Source organism: Ignatzschineria cameli (assembly GCF_003121895.1).
Classification (GTDB): Bacteria; Pseudomonadota; Gammaproteobacteria; order Cardiobacteriales; family Wohlfahrtiimonadaceae; genus Ignatzschineria; species Ignatzschineria cameli.
In genome coordinates this window covers 589,141-603,127 of record NZ_QEWW01000001.1, presented here as the reverse complement: position 1 = coordinate 603,127, position 13,987 = coordinate 589,141, and the positions used below count along the sequence as shown (strand labels likewise).

Here is a 13,987-nt window from a genome sequence, read left to right as displayed (position 1 = left end):
TACTTTTGTCATTGCTATTGCCATTATAGAGAGGCTTAGGATCAATTTATCGCTTTTTATCCTTAAATCTCTAATCGGGCTGATCGATAGGGCGTATTAAAATACTAAAATGCGCCGATAACACAAACATACATATCTGTATGTTCAACTATATAGGACTCCTATAAGATGATCAAGAGAACAAAATGAGCGCCTAAATTATAAATTAAAAGGGAATTAGAATAGACATAGAATTCTATTAGCCTCTTAAAAGACTCTTAAAAAATATTTTTAAGAGCAAAGTATCGGTGAAGATCTCAAGGATTTTTAGGTGATATGAAGTAAATTAAAAAAACCTCAAAATCATCTTTTGAGGTTTTATCTCCATCTTCTTATCTCTCTCTTCGTTAGCTTAGAGGGTTTATGGGTTGTCCCTTACCGGTTACAGCTTATAGGTTATAGTCGAGCCCAATATCGAGCGATTTGACACTATGAGTAATCCATCCCATCGCAATAAAATCGACACCTGTCTGTGCGACCTCTACCACATTTTGAGGGGAGATACCGCCGGAAGCCTCTGTTTGGCAGATACCTTTAGCGAGTTTGACCGCTTCTCGCAATTCATCGGGGCTCATATTATCGAGTAATACCAGATTAACCCCCTCTTTGAGGGCAAGTTCCAATTGCGCTAATGTATCGACTTCAACTTCTACCGGGATGAGATGGCCGGCAAAAGCCTTCGCTCTTTGAATGGCTGTGGTAATATCGCCGGCGATAGCAATATGGTTATCTTTAATGAGAATTGCATCATCTAGTCCCATACGATGGTTGCGTCCACCACCGGCGCGTACGGCATATTTTTGTAATACTCGTAATCCTGGAATAGTTTTCCGAGTGCAGGTAATCTCAACAGGGTAATCAGCCACCATCGCTTTAATAGTCGCTACTTCTGTTGCGATTCCACTAAGATGTGTTAAAAAGTTAAGTGCCGTTCGTTCTGCAGTGAGTAGCGCTCGAGCATTTCCGGAAACTTCCGCTAAAACTGCTCCCGCTTCGATGGCATCACCATCTTGAATCATCGCTGTAAAGCGGATTGAAGGATCGATCTCTTGAAAGGCTAATTGCGCGAGATCCATGCCGGCAATAACGCCCGATTCTCTAGCGACAATCTGTAGTTGGCTCGATCGATCAGCTTCTATTAACGCCGCACTTGTAAGGTCACCACGGCGACCTAAATCTTCTTCTAATGCCTGCTGTACAAAGGGGCGTAGTAAGGGGGTAGGTAGGGCGGCAAGCGATGTCATATGATCTCCTCTTCTTCTTGATAACTGGTCAGTTCAATTGCATATCTGTGATATTTCACTTTTGCTCACTTTGGCACCATTAATAATGCTCATAATGAGCATATCGATTAATTTAGAAAATCTCAATAAATACCCAATAAGTATTCAACATATATTCAATAAATGCTCAATCAGCACTCAAGAAAGCTTTCCTTAATTCTCAATTATCTTGATCGCCTTAAATCAACTCAATCAAAACTCAATCAAAACTTAATCAAAATGATGAATCAAAAGGGGGGTATGAATAATCCCACTTTGAGAAAGTGCAGGAATTATTCAGGGAGTTTTTATAAAAAGGCTTGTTCTTCGGCAAAATTCAATATATGCTCAAAATGAGTATATGTAGCCTCTAATTAAAAGATAATATTGGAACTCGCATTAAATCGCTTAAACCAGCGCAAAATTATCTGCAATAACTACCTGCAATAGTATGAAGTTGGATAGAAGCTAATAATGAAAGAGCGCGTTTTAAGAGAGCTACTTAAAAAAGTTAACGATTTTAAGGAAAGTGATAGAGGAAGATGGTTGCCATGAATCAAGAAGTAACAAAATGGGTCGACTTTATTCAACCAACAAGAGATGGGCAGGCTGAAATTGCTCAGGCAAAAGCAAAGGTGCCGGCATCTCTTAGCGCTGAAGAGGAGGCGCGTGTTATTACCGAATTAAAGCAGCTATTGAAAGAGGAAGATGCTGTCTTAGTCGCGCACTACTATACAGATCCTCGTATTCAGGCATTAGCAGAGGAGACGGGTGGATGTGTGGCAGACTCTTTAGAGATGGCCCGCTTTGGACGTGATGCAAAAGAACAGACATTAGTGGTTGCCGGCGTCCGTTTTATGGGGGAGACCGCAAAGATTTTAAGTCCGGAGAAACGGGTTTTGATGGCAGACCTAGAGGCGACCTGCTCATTAGATTTAGGTTGTCCGGAAGAGGAGTTTTCACAATTTTGTGATCAATACCCAGATCGAACAGTTGTGGTCTATGCAAATACGAGTGCAAAGGTAAAAGCCCGCGCCGACTGGGTTGTAACTTCTGCCATCGGGCTCGATATTGTCAGAGAGTTACATCGCGCTGGAGAGAAGATTATTTGGGGGCCGGATAAGCATCTTGGTCACTATATTCAACAAGAGACTGGCGCAGATATGATCTTATGGCAAGGTAGCTGTATCGTTCATGATGAATTTAAAGCAGATAGTTTGGCACTCTTTCGTCAATCTCATCCCGATGCGATGGTCTTAGCGCATCCTGAATCGCCGGCATCAGTATTAGCACAAGCGGATATTATCGGTTCTACATCACAATTGATTAAGGCGGCAGAGGCTTCAAACAGTACCCGCTTTATTGTGGCCACAGATCGGGGAATCTTCTATAAGATGCAACAAGCGGTTCCTGGTAAAGAGTTATTAATTGCTCCTACCGCCGGCGAGAGTGCAACCTGTAAGAGCTGTGCGATGTGTCCTTGGATGGCGATGAACTCACTTGCCAAATTGCGTGATGTCTTAGAACAAGGTATCAATGAGATTAAAGTGGAGGAAGAGATTCGCCTAGGAGCCGTCAAGAGTCTTAACCGGATGCTCGATTTCTCAGAAAAGATGCGCTTGAATGTCCAAGCTTCCGGTGATCTTGCGGATGATCAGGCACTCTTTCAACATGTGGGGCCCGCATAATTCTCTCAGAAATATGACTCAGAGATATAGCCCAGAAATAGTTTAGCGGGAGATCGGTAATTTACTGCCGGAGAGGGATCGCTCTAAGAGTACATCATCTCTAAATTGGTAGAGTCTTGCCGGTCTTCCCGGGCCACTTTGATCAAGTTCGCCAGTCTCTTCGATCAGCTCTTGTTGTGTAATAAAGCGTCGGAAATTCTGTTTATGAAGTGTGATGCCTCCAAGCGCTTCAATACTTTGCTGGAGTTGCAGCAAGGTAAAGGTAGGGGGCATCAATTCAAAAATCACGGGTCGATATTTAATCTTTGCTCGTAGTCGCGCCATTGCAGAGGCTAAAACCCGGCGATGATCATGTGCCATCCAACGTCCAATCACTGTTTCTGGTAGCGTTGAGTAATCCGCACCAGCTTCAGGTAGGATCCCGACCTCATAGAGTAATTCATAGCGCTGTAAAGCATACTCTTCATTCCAAGCAAAAGGGGCAATTCCCCAACAGAGTTTCACCCGTTGCTCTCTTGCTCGCTGTTCTGCAATTGTATTGCCGGCATTAATCCAATGGCGGAAGATAGGGTAGAAGGTCTCCTCAATAAATGCAGGAGGGGCTTCTCGATGATCTTCCCATGGGAAGTAGAGATACCAATTGCACCAGGTTGCACCACTTTTACCAACTTTAGCCTCTTCATCAGGCTCTTCTCGTACCAATCCAAGATAGCTAATATAGATCACATAGTGTCCGGAGGAGGTTTTACGATTTGTATCGACAAAGGTGTAGAGTTGTTCAACATAGCCGAGTGGGCGACCCGTTTGAGTCTCAACCCACTCTCTAACACCCGCTTGCAATGAGCGATGAATCGGCGTGAGGGGACCATTCGGAAGAAGTGTACCCGATTCGACGGTTAATACCTTAGCTTCCGATTGTGTCACAGAGATTAAGACTGCTGCGAGCTCTGTCGTTCCTTCTTTAGCTCTCTGATTAAATGGGGTCATAGGCAAATTTTATCTCAAATATAGGGGCTTACTTTAAGATCACTTGTCGATCCGGTTTGAGGAGGTATTGTACCTCAATTTCATTAAGGACGGGGGCTAATCTCCATTCAGATCCCCCAACGATCTTCCCCTCTCTCTTGTTATTTATAGGTCTATTTTGGGGATTTTATATAGGTATTGTGTTTCAAGATTGATCCATAATTGCTTCATGATATTCCTAATTACCCCGGCTCTCAATATTGTTATAAATGCAATTCTGCAATGCTTAAATTGCACTATGCAGGGCTTAAAAATATCGTTAGTCTGTTTTCTAGAGGTAGAAATAGCAACCATCCTTTAGGGGGAGAGAGATAATAATATGAGTGATAACAATCAGATAGAGAATTGTTTTATTGTAGAGGAACCGGAGGCTATAACCGCATCAGATATTGACGAGAGACACCATACGGCGCTCTTAGTTGAGTATCTGGTTCAAACGGAATACCAAGAGTTACCCCTTGCTGTGATCGAAGGGATGAAAGCATTAACTTTAGATTGGTTAGCCTCTGCTTTAGCGGGTAAGGATTTCTATCCGAGTGATCTCTTTCGTCAATATGCTTCGATGATGGGGCCGGATAATGGATCGAGTACTATTTTTGGATCAAAAAAGAGAAGTAGCCCCTATTTTGCAGCACTCGTTAATGGTGCTTGTGGTCATCTTTTAGAGCAGGATGATCTCCATAATCGTTCTGTTTTTCATCCTGCAACCGTTGTTTTTCCGGCATTGCTTGCCGCCTGTGAGGATCTCAATGCATCAGGGGAAGCTTTTTTGTTGGCAGCGACGATGGGATATGAAGCGGGCATCAGGATTGGGGAGTTTTTAGGAAGATCCCATTATCGAGTCTTTCACACAACCTCTACCGTTGGCTCAATCTCTGCGGCAGTTGCGGTAGGAAAATTGATGAATTTTAATCGGGAGGAGATGCTCAATCTCATCGGCAATGCAGCAACACAATCAGCAGGAGTTTGGGCCTTTTTAGAGGATGCGGCAGATTCTAAGCAACTCCATACAGCAAAAGCGAATGCAAATGGTCTATTAGCAGCTTATATGACTCAAATGGGGCTAAAAGGCGCAAAGAATAGTTTAGAAGGAGTACAAGGATTAGGTGTGGGGATGACCCAAAAATGTGATCCGTCTGCTTTAAGTGATGGTTTAGGGGAGCGATGGGCCTCGATTGAAACATCCTTTAAGTATCATGCCTCATGTCGACATACCCATCCAGCAGGTGATGCTCTTTTGCAACTGATGAGAGATGAAGAGCTCTCTTATCGCGAGATAGTTAAAGTGGAGGTTTTTGTCCATCAAGCAGCGATTGATGTTTTAGGAGCCGTCACTGAACCGCAAAGTATCCATCAGGCGAAGTTTTCGATGGGAACCGTCTTAGGATTACTTGCTGTCCATGGGAGAGCGGGACTCTTTGAGTTTGAACAATATAGCTTAACTGATTTAGAAGTGATCGCTTTTCGGAAGAAGGTATCGATGACCTTCGATCCAGAGATTGATGCAGCTTATCCGCGGGAGTGGCGCGGTAAAGTTAGAGTGGAGACGCTCGATGGAGAGCAATATATCGCAACGCTTCGTTATCCTAAAGGTGATCCAGAAAATCCTTTGTCAAAGATAGAGTTAGAGCAGAAGTTCGAGCAGCTTCTACAGTTTTCAGGGGATCAAGATCTATTAGCGAATTCTGAAGAGTTGATAGCGATGGTTTGGCAATTAGAGAAGATGAAAAGTCTTAGAGAATTAACGGCGCTGATTCAGCATTCTTAAGAGTAGCGTCTAAGAAGAGAAGGAGGTGGAATAGTCGTGATAAAAAAGCTCGAAATAGTTACTCGAAAGAGTTACTAGATAGTTACTAGAAGTAGTTACTTAAGCAACCTGCACAACATAAAAAATAACGATAACAACGACAATAACGATAAATAAAAATAACAAGAAAATAACAAGAAAATAACAATAATGAAGTGAAAATAATCACATACTACAGGGGATATGAGCAGCGTAGGGGCTCAATCATCCCTATTATCTGGCGGATATCATCTGTAGTTTATTAAAGGAGAATGGAATGATAAAAGTAATAACAACACAGATGATGAAATCGATTTCGACGACATTACTAAGTAGCGCACTCTTAATTGCCGGTATAAGTAGTTCTGCTGCAGATGAGCCGATCATTATTAAGTTTTCTCATGTGGTTGCTGAACAGACCCCTAAAGGTCAAGGAGCGCTTCTCTTTAAAGAGGCTGTTGAGAAGGCTCTGCCGGGGAAGGTATCGGTGGAGGTTTATCCTAACTCCTCACTCTTTGGTGATGGTCAAGAGATGGATGCTCTCTTAATTGGTGATGTCCATATGTTGGCACCCTCTCCTTCAAAGCTGGAGTACTACTCAAAGCAGACTCAACTTTTTGATCTTCCATTTCTCTTTGATGATTTCGATGCGGTAGCACAGTTTGCTAAGAGTGACGCCGGAAAATCGATCTTAACAAGTATGGAAAAGTCCGGAATTACAGGACTTGCTTATTGGAACAATGGTATGAAGCAGATGTCTGCTAATAAGCCATTAAGAGAACCTAAGGATGCAAGGGGATTAAAGTTTAGAGTACAAGCTTCTACTGTATTGGAAGATCAATATAAAGCGATACGAGCAAATCCTCGAAAGATGTCTTTCGCTGAAGTTTATCAAGGTCTACAGACAGGTGTTGTAAATGGTACAGAGAATACCTACTCCAATTACTACTCCCAAAAAGTTCATGAAGTACAAAACTATATTACAGAGAGTGATCATGGTCCGATTGTCTATATGGTGGTTACCAATACAAAGTTTTGGGAGAGTCTACCCACGGAGATTCAGCAGACATTAATGACAATCTTAGATGAAGTATCTGTTGAAGTTAACCGTCGAGCCTATGATCTTAATATGCAAGATAAAGCTAATATCTTAGCGGAAGGAAGTACGGAGATTATCACGCTAACACCGGAAGAGAGGGAGAAGTGGCGAGAAGCGATGCAACCTGTTTGGAAGAAGTATGAGAAGGTGATTGGTCCTCATCTTATTCAAGCTGCCCTCGATGCCAATCGCCATTCAAGTAGTAGTTCGGATGCACCTTAAGAGAAAGTGAGGTTCGTGCGAATAATAGATAAAGGTTACAAGAGATTGGATAACGATTGAACCTAAGTATTGATCATCAGCAGGCTGTGATACATCTTCAGATCTCACGTTTATAACAACGAGGATAGGGGAATGTTAAGGGGGTAATCTGCTGATATTGTTAGTTTCTCTTGTAGCCTTTTTAAAATAGATGGAAATAGTTGATAAAACTGAGAAATAACTGAGAGAGATGTAGAGAAATAGAGAAGTAGAGAAATGGAGAAATAAATTAAGCGCTATTAGAACGCTGTTTAAGAGTAGTTTTATAACCGTAAATTGAATTTGGAAAGAGCAGAGGAAAAAGGAAGATGGGGCGGTATAGCTATAAGGATTACCAAATAGTAGAGCATCAATATGATGTGGTCGTTGTCGGCGCAGGAGGCGCGGGTTTACGCGCAACATTAGGTATGGCGGAGAAGGGGTTAAAGACCGCTTGTGTGACGAAAGTCTTTCCAACACGATCTCATACCGTTGCCGCACAAGGGGGTGTTTCTGCTGCCTTAGGGAATATGGGGGAAGATGATTGGCGCTACCACATGTATGATACGGTCAAGGGTTCTGATTGGTTGGGGGATCAAGATGCGATTGAGTATCTCTGCCGGGAGGCTATTCCTGCTATTTTAGAGTTAGAACATTATGGAATGCCTTTCTCCCGAACTGAAGATGGCAAGATCTATCAACGCTCTTTAGGCGGAATGACAGCTCGTTATGGAAAAGCGCCGGCACAAAGGGCTTGCGCAGCTGCAGATCGGACAGGTCATGCAATGCTTCATACTCTCTATCAACAATGTTTGAAACATGAAGCGGAATTTTTTATTGAATATTTTGCTCTCGACTTATTGATGGTTGATGGGGAGTGTCGAGGCGTATTAGCTTGGGATCTCACCGATGGTAAGATCCACCTTTTTCGAGCAAAGATGACTGTTTTGGCAACCGGTGGATATGGACGCGCCTATTTCTCAGCAACTTCTGCTCATACCTGTACCGGCGATGGTAATGGGATGGTGGCGCGTGCAGGATTGCCATTACAAGATATGGAGTTTGTTCAATTTCATCCGACAGGTATTTATGGTGCAGGGTGTCTTATTACAGAAGGGGTACGCGGTGAGGGCGGTTTTTTAACGAATGCCAAGGGAGAGCGCTTTATGGAGCGATATGCGCCTAACGCTAAAGACCTTGCTTCTCGAGATGTTGTTTCTCGCTCGATGTTATTAGAGATTCGGGAAGGAAGAGGAGTGGGGCCTTTAAAGGATCATGTCTATCTTCATCTAGAGCATCTCGGTCCTGAGATAATCTTTGATCGTCTCCCAACCATTGCCGAAAGTGCGATGACTTTTGCCGGCGTTGATGTAACACGGGAGCCGATACCGGTAATCCCCACAGTCCATTACAATATGGGGGGAATTCCCACCAATTTTCATGGTGAGGTAGTAACTCTTCATGAGGGTAATCCCGATTTTGTTGTTAAAGGATTGATGGCATTAGGTGAGGCGGGCTGTGTCTCTGTGCATGGAGCGAATCGCTTAGGTTCCAACTCCTTATTAGATTTAATTGTTTTTGGACGTGCTGCTGCGAAACGTTGTGCAGAGATTATCGATCCTCAAAGCGCTACGCCTGAGATTCCGGCAGAGATTGTCATTGATCACCTAAAACGATTTGATGAGATTCGTTTTGCTGATGGGACTATTGCAACTGCACAACTTCGGGATAAGATGCAACGAGCAATGCAGAAAGATGTTGCGGTCTTTAGAACAGAGGAGACTCTTAAAGAGGGCTATGATGCTATTTTAGAGGCGTATCAACAATTTAAAGAGATTAAAGTTTATGATCGTAGCCTTATCTGGAATTCAGATCTTGTAGAGACTTTAGAGCTTGCAAACCTCTTAGCCTGTTCATTAACAACAGTTGCCTCTGCATATAATCGTCAGGAATCGCGCGGAGCTCATGCGCGCGAAGATTTTCCAAAGCGGGATGATCAAGGTTGGATGAAGCATACATTAGCGTGGGTTGATGCCGAAGGTGATGTGTCGATCGATTATCGTCCGGTTAGAAACTTCACTTTAACTGATGAAGTGGCCTATATCCCCCCAGAAGAGCGCTCATATTAGGAGAGATGGATGAGAAAGAGTGATCGGGTAGAGTTAAAACAGTTACGTTACTTTACCCATGTAGCAGAATTTGGCAGCTTTACTCGAGCATCGAATCATCTCGATATCTCTGCCTCTGTATTGAGTCGGCAGATTCGTCAGTTAGAGGTCGATTTAGGTAAGAATCTACTGATTCGAGATGGGCGTGGTGTCACATTAACTGAATCGGGATATCTCTTTTTAGAGCATTGCCGCAAAATTTTAACGCAGTTAGAAAAGGCGGTAGAGTCGGTTTCTGGAGCTGAGCTTGCGGGGAATGTCTCTCTTGGTTTTCCTCCCACTTTAGCGCGTTACTTTTCAGTCCCCATTATTCGTACCTTTCATGAGTTGATGCCGAAGGCAAAATTACGTGTTATTGAGGAATCAACAGTCTCTATTGAAGAGGGGATCATTACCGGTAGAATCGATATGGGATTAATCTACAATCCTGTCCATATGCAAGATCTTGATGCTGTTTTTCTCTTAAAGGAGAGTCTCTATCTAATAGCGCCACGCTCCATGAAGATCGAGGCAACGGAGCAGGGAATTTCATTGGCGAAAGCTGCCGTATTACCACTGATATTGCCGGCATATCCCAATGGGCATCGACGTCTCATTGAGACAGAGATGATTAAATTAGCGTGTAAGCCAAATCTGATTTTGGAGGTCAATAGTGTTCGAACAACTTTCGAATTGGTAGCAAAGGCGATGGGTTGCACTATTTTTTCAAGTAAAGGTATTGATCTGCTTCCCAAAGAGGAGCAGAAAAATATTCAGATGCATCGAATTCATAGTACTTCTCTGATCACCAATCTCTATATTGCTACTTCCAATAAACGGGTCATGACCAATACAGAGGAGACCTTGAGTAAGATTATCGCTTCACTCTGTTTAGAGTATTTTGCCGTCAGTGAATAGTGGGATGATCAACAATATTAGACATAGATAGAACATACATAAAACACATATAGAATCACATATAGATACCACATATAGATATATATAGAGAGAGATAGAGATCTATAGACGTATAGACGTCGTATAAACATATAAATATACAAACACACAAATAATATAGGCATATCGAGATATCTATTAATAGATACTAGGAAATAATACTAGGAGGAGAGATGGCAGAGAAACTGCAGAAAGAGGGCGCTTTAGAGGAGTTACGGATATTATCTCCCACGGCGATTTTGGGATATGGTTTTCCATTGAGTTCATTTGAACAAGGGATGGCGCGTCATCCCCACGTGATTGCCGTTGATGCCGGTTCAACCGATCCTGGGCCTTACTATCTCGGAAGTGGAGAATCATTTACCGATCGAGCGGCGGTTAAACGAGATCTGAAAATTATGATTCCGGCCGCAAAAGAGGCGGGGATACCTATTATTATCGGTTCGGCTGGTGGTGCTGGTGCGGCATCTCATCTACAGTTCACCTTGGAGATTATTAAAGAGATCTTAGCGGAAGTGCATCTTAAATTAAAAATAGCGGTGATCAACAGTGAATTACCAAAAGAATCACTCTTAAGCGCACTAAGAGCCGGAAAGATTACTCCTTTAGCACCGGCAGAAGCATTAACCGAAGAGATGCTATTAGCAAGCAGTGCGATTGTTGGGCAGATGGGAGAAACCCCATTTATTGAGGCTCTCGATCAGGGCGTAGACCTCATTTTGGCAGGTAGAGCCTATGATCCTTCTGTTTTTGCCGCTTTTGCAATCCGAGAGGGCTTTGATCGCGCCTTAGCACTTCATCTTGGTAAAATTTTAGAATGTGCAGCAATTGCAGCATTACCGGGAAGTGGCAGTGATAGCATGTTAGGCACATTGAGGCATGATCATTTTATTGTTGAACCATTAGCTGATAATCGTCGTTGTACAACACTCTCAGTTGCCGCCCACACGCTCTATGAAAAGTCAGATCCTTACCATCTTCCTGGCCCTGGGGGAGCGCTCAATTTAACAGGTTCAAAATTTACTCAAATTGATGAGCGTCGGGTTGCCGTAAGTGGTACAACTTTCGATCCTAGTGAAACGTATGGCATTAAACTGGAAGGGGCAAGAAAGATCGGTTATCGCACAATCTCTATCGCCGGTGTCTCTGATCCAATAATGATTGAGAAGATTGAGGAGATTTTAGCAGCGGTAAAAGAGCGAGTGATTGATAACTTTTCCGCAAGTAATTTTGGAGAGTTCCATCTCAACTTCAATATTTATGGACGAGATGGAATCGCTCTTCTGCCGGAGCGAGCAGATGAAAATAGGGCTCCTCAAGAGTTAGGGATCATTATTGAAGCATGTGCTCAGACACAAGAGGAAGCGAATGCGATCTGTGGTTTTGCGCGAAGTACAGCGCTTCATTTTGGGTATGAGGGACGGATCTCAACAGCGGGAAATCTTGCTTTTCCATTCTCTCCTTCAGATGCGGAGATGGGAGAGGTCTATCAATTTTCGCTTTACCATCTTTTAGAAGTAGCGTCGGAGTCGGCACTTTTTCCCATTGAATATCTGGAGATCGATGGGAGTCAATGTGATGAACCGATGTAATCATTTAGCAAAAGGGCAGATTTTTAATTGTGCTATAGGAGCGATTCAAAATCTCACTCAAACTGGCATTCAGAGCATTATTCGAGCGGTTATTCAGAGAATTATTCAGAGAGTTATTCAGAGAGTTATTCAAAGCGTTATCTGGGGGAAGAGCGATGTTTATTCAAAAACAAGATAATCATAATCAAGCGTCATCTAAGATGATGACCTACACATTACGGGAGGTTGCATCGGTAATTCGTAGTAAAAATGCCGGTCCTTTTGAACTCTGCTTCGATATTATCTTTATTGAAGAGGCGTTTTATCAGCGCTGTAAAGAAGCAGAGATTATCACTAAAGCATCATTTGCCGAGCTTTATGGGATCACTGCTGATAAAGTGCTCAATGTTGTCTATTTTGATCCGGCGAAAGCCCTGAAGATCACTATTGTTCGACCGATCTCTTCCGGAGCGTTAGGGGAGAAGGATGTCTATGGCGCGCAGCAACATCGGCCATTAGTCAATTTTCAATTTCAATTAGCGCAATAATTGAGGAGAGGGATGATGCGTAAAGTGAATGTGGCAGCCATTACCGATTTAGTGGCAGAGCTCTCTATTGAGGCTAATACCTCATTGAGTGATGATATCTACCAATGTCTTGGTGATTGTATGCAAAATGAGAGCTCTCCTTTAGGGCGTAATATTTTACAGACGATTATTGAGAATGCGGATCTTGCTAAGCGGGAGCGGCGCCCAATGTGCCAAGATACCGGACAGACAGTTGTTTTTGTGGAATTAGGACAGGATCTTCATATCGAGGGTGGATTGTTAGAAGATGCGATTAATGCTGGAATTCGGGAAGGGTATCGTCGAGGATATCTGCGTAATTCTGTTGTAAAGAGCCCTTTTGATCGGATCAATACCGGTGATAATACCCCCGGCGTTATCCACTATGATATCGTTGCCGGCGATCAGTTGAAGATAACCGTCTCCCCTAAAGGATTTGGGAGTGAAAATATGAGCCAGCTGAAGATGTTAAAGCCAAGTGATGGCTTAGAGGGCGTCAAGGCATTTATTTTACAGGTGGTCAAAGAGGCAGGATCGAATCCTTGTCCCCCAATTATTGTTGGTGTCGGCGTAGGCGGAACAATGGAAAAGGCAGCACTCTTGAGTAAAAAGGCGCTCTTAAAACCGATCGATATTGATCATGAAGATCCCTTTTTAGCTACGCTTGAGGCAGAATTATTGGAGAAGATTAATGCTCTTGAGATTGGTCCTGCTGGTTTTGGCGGAAGAACGACAGCATTAGCTGTCAATATCAATCTCTATCCGACCCATATTGCCGGTCTTCCTGTTGCTGTGAATATTGGTTGCCATGCTAATCGCCACGCAGAAGGGGTCTTATAGCAGTATTAAAGAGGTTGCCGGTTATCTTAAGAGTATCGGTGGGGAAAGTCGCTTAAAGTAGCTTAAACCAACTTATAGATAACTAGTACATCAATTCAATGCATCAATAATCAATGTATCGATAATCAATTCAGCTAAGGGAGAAAAGGAAGTTGATAGAATCAATAAGATCGGAGGAATTAATGAAGCAATCAAATGAGCAATTAGATGGACAATCAGGTGGGCAAGGAGCGAGCAGGGAGTTGACACTTCCACTGACACAAGAGGTTTTAACAACGCTTAAGGCAGGGGATCTTATCTATTTGACCGGTTCTCTCTATACCGGTCGCGATGCTGCACATAAACGGATGAGTGAGATGCTCTCCCGGGGAGAGTCGCTTCCGATAGAGGTTGAAGGGGAAGTGATCTATTACGCCGGACCTTGCCCTCCTAAGCCGGGAGAGGCGATCGGTTCTGTGGGCCCAACAACAGCAAGCCGTATGGATGCTTACTCTCCTCAATTGATTGAGGCGGGATTAGTCGCGATGATAGGTAAGGGAAGTCGCAGTCAAGAGGTGATTGAAGCGATAAAAGAAAATCAAGGAGTCTACTTTGCTGCAATAGGAGGCGTAGCGGCCTTAATGGGCAAATGTGTTCTTGCAGCAGAGGTGATCGCTTTTGAGGATCTTGGCCCTGAGGCGATTCGGCGCTTAGAGGTTAAAAAGTTGCCTGTTATTGTCGCAATCGATGCAACTGGGAAAAGTCTATATCCTTGAATTATGTGGTA

The 13,987-nt window shown here is 43.3% G+C and carries 11 protein-coding genes; 9 read left to right on the top strand and 2 right to left on the bottom strand.

Annotation, left to right across the window (positions count from 1 at the left end; all coding sequences use genetic code 11):
- Positions 1 to 428 precede the first annotated feature (428 nt).
- On the bottom strand, positions 429 to 1,283 hold the full coding sequence (gene nadC, locus DC077_RS02355; RefSeq protein ID WP_109201143.1) for a carboxylating nicotinate-nucleotide diphosphorylase: 855 nt from the start codon (positions 1,281 to 1,283) through the stop codon (positions 429 to 431).
- 569 nt (positions 1,284 to 1,852) lie between these two features.
- Between nadC and nadA the strand changes: the two genes are divergently transcribed.
- Positions 1,853 to 2,989: a quinolinate synthase NadA gene (nadA, locus tag DC077_RS02350; RefSeq protein ID WP_109201269.1), complete on the top strand. Its 1,137-nt coding sequence runs from the start codon at positions 1,853 to 1,855 to the stop codon at positions 2,987 to 2,989.
- A 42-nt stretch (positions 2,990 to 3,031) separates the two neighbouring features.
- On the opposite strand, the gene DC077_RS02345 is transcribed toward nadA, so the two are convergent.
- Positions 3,032 to 3,976: an NUDIX hydrolase gene (locus tag DC077_RS02345; protein WP_109201142.1), complete on the bottom strand. Its 945-nt coding sequence runs from the start codon at positions 3,974 to 3,976 to the stop codon at positions 3,032 to 3,034.
- A 358-nt stretch (positions 3,977 to 4,334) separates the two neighbouring features.
- On the opposite strand from DC077_RS02345, the gene DC077_RS02340 reads away from it, so the two are divergent.
- The 8 genes from DC077_RS02340 (at position 4,335) to DC077_RS02300 (ending at position 13,976) form a co-directional block, all read left to right on the top strand.
- On the top strand, positions 4,335 to 5,783 hold the full coding sequence (locus DC077_RS02340) for an MmgE/PrpD family protein (RefSeq protein WP_109201141.1): 1,449 nt from the start codon (positions 4,335 to 4,337) through the stop codon (positions 5,781 to 5,783).
- A 319-nt stretch (positions 5,784 to 6,102) separates the two neighbouring features.
- A complete protein-coding gene (locus tag DC077_RS02335; protein WP_109201268.1) occupies positions 6,103 to 7,122 on the top strand; it encodes a TRAP transporter substrate-binding protein in 1,020 nt (339 codons plus the stop codon).
- Between the two features lie 347 nt (positions 7,123 to 7,469).
- Positions 7,470 to 9,269: a succinate dehydrogenase flavoprotein subunit gene (gene sdhA / locus DC077_RS02330; protein ID WP_109201140.1), complete on the top strand. Its 1,800-nt coding sequence runs from the start codon at positions 7,470 to 7,472 to the stop codon at positions 9,267 to 9,269.
- A gap of 9 nt (positions 9,270 to 9,278) precedes the next feature.
- On the top strand, positions 9,279 to 10,205 hold the full coding sequence (locus DC077_RS02325; RefSeq protein ID WP_094568156.1) for a LysR family transcriptional regulator: 927 nt from the start codon (positions 9,279 to 9,281) through the stop codon (positions 10,203 to 10,205).
- A 212-nt stretch (positions 10,206 to 10,417) separates the two neighbouring features.
- A complete protein-coding gene (locus tag DC077_RS02320) occupies positions 10,418 to 11,836 on the top strand; it encodes an acyclic terpene utilization AtuA family protein (protein WP_109201139.1) in 1,419 nt (472 codons plus the stop codon).
- A 200-nt stretch (positions 11,837 to 12,036) separates the two neighbouring features.
- Positions 12,037 to 12,363, top strand: a complete 327-nt coding sequence (locus tag DC077_RS02310) for a DUF4387 domain-containing protein (protein ID WP_109201267.1) — start codon at positions 12,037 to 12,039, stop codon at positions 12,361 to 12,363.
- 15 nt (positions 12,364 to 12,378) lie between these two features.
- Entirely contained in the window at positions 12,379 to 13,221 is an 843-nt protein-coding gene (locus DC077_RS02305; RefSeq protein ID WP_109201137.1) for a fumarate hydratase, read from the top strand.
- A 182-nt stretch (positions 13,222 to 13,403) separates the two neighbouring features.
- A complete protein-coding gene (locus DC077_RS02300; protein WP_109201136.1) occupies positions 13,404 to 13,976 on the top strand; it encodes a Fe-S-containing hydro-lyase in 573 nt (190 codons plus the stop codon).
- Positions 13,977 to 13,987: the final 11 nt, after the last annotated feature.

Bases quoted from the DNA above. Each gene is read 5' to 3' on its own strand.
- sdhA (WP_109201140.1), top strand. From the start codon at position 7,470: ATGGGGCGGTATAGCTATAAGGATTACCAAATAGTAGAGCATCAATAT.
- DC077_RS02305 (WP_109201137.1), top strand. From the start codon at position 12,379: ATGCGTAAAGTGAATGTGGCAGCCATTACCGATTTAGTGGCAGAGCTC.
- nadC (WP_109201143.1), bottom strand. From the start codon at position 1,283: ATGACATCGCTTGCCGCCCTACCTACCCCCTTACTACGCCCCTTTGTA.
- nadA (WP_109201269.1), top strand. From the start codon at position 1,853: ATGAATCAAGAAGTAACAAAATGGGTCGACTTTATTCAACCAACAAGA.
- DC077_RS02300 (WP_109201136.1), top strand. From the start codon at position 13,404: ATGAAGCAATCAAATGAGCAATTAGATGGACAATCAGGTGGGCAAGGA.
- DC077_RS02325 (WP_094568156.1), top strand. From the start codon at position 9,279: ATGAGAAAGAGTGATCGGGTAGAGTTAAAACAGTTACGTTACTTTACC.
- DC077_RS02345 (WP_109201142.1), bottom strand. From the start codon at position 3,976: ATGACCCCATTTAATCAGAGAGCTAAAGAAGGAACGACAGAGCTCGCA.
- DC077_RS02310 (WP_109201267.1), top strand. From the start codon at position 12,037: ATGATGACCTACACATTACGGGAGGTTGCATCGGTAATTCGTAGTAAA.
- DC077_RS02335 (WP_109201268.1), top strand. From the start codon at position 6,103: ATGATGAAATCGATTTCGACGACATTACTAAGTAGCGCACTCTTAATT.
- DC077_RS02340 (WP_109201141.1), top strand. From the start codon at position 4,335: ATGAGTGATAACAATCAGATAGAGAATTGTTTTATTGTAGAGGAACCG.
- DC077_RS02320 (WP_109201139.1), top strand. From the start codon at position 10,418: ATGGCAGAGAAACTGCAGAAAGAGGGCGCTTTAGAGGAGTTACGGATA.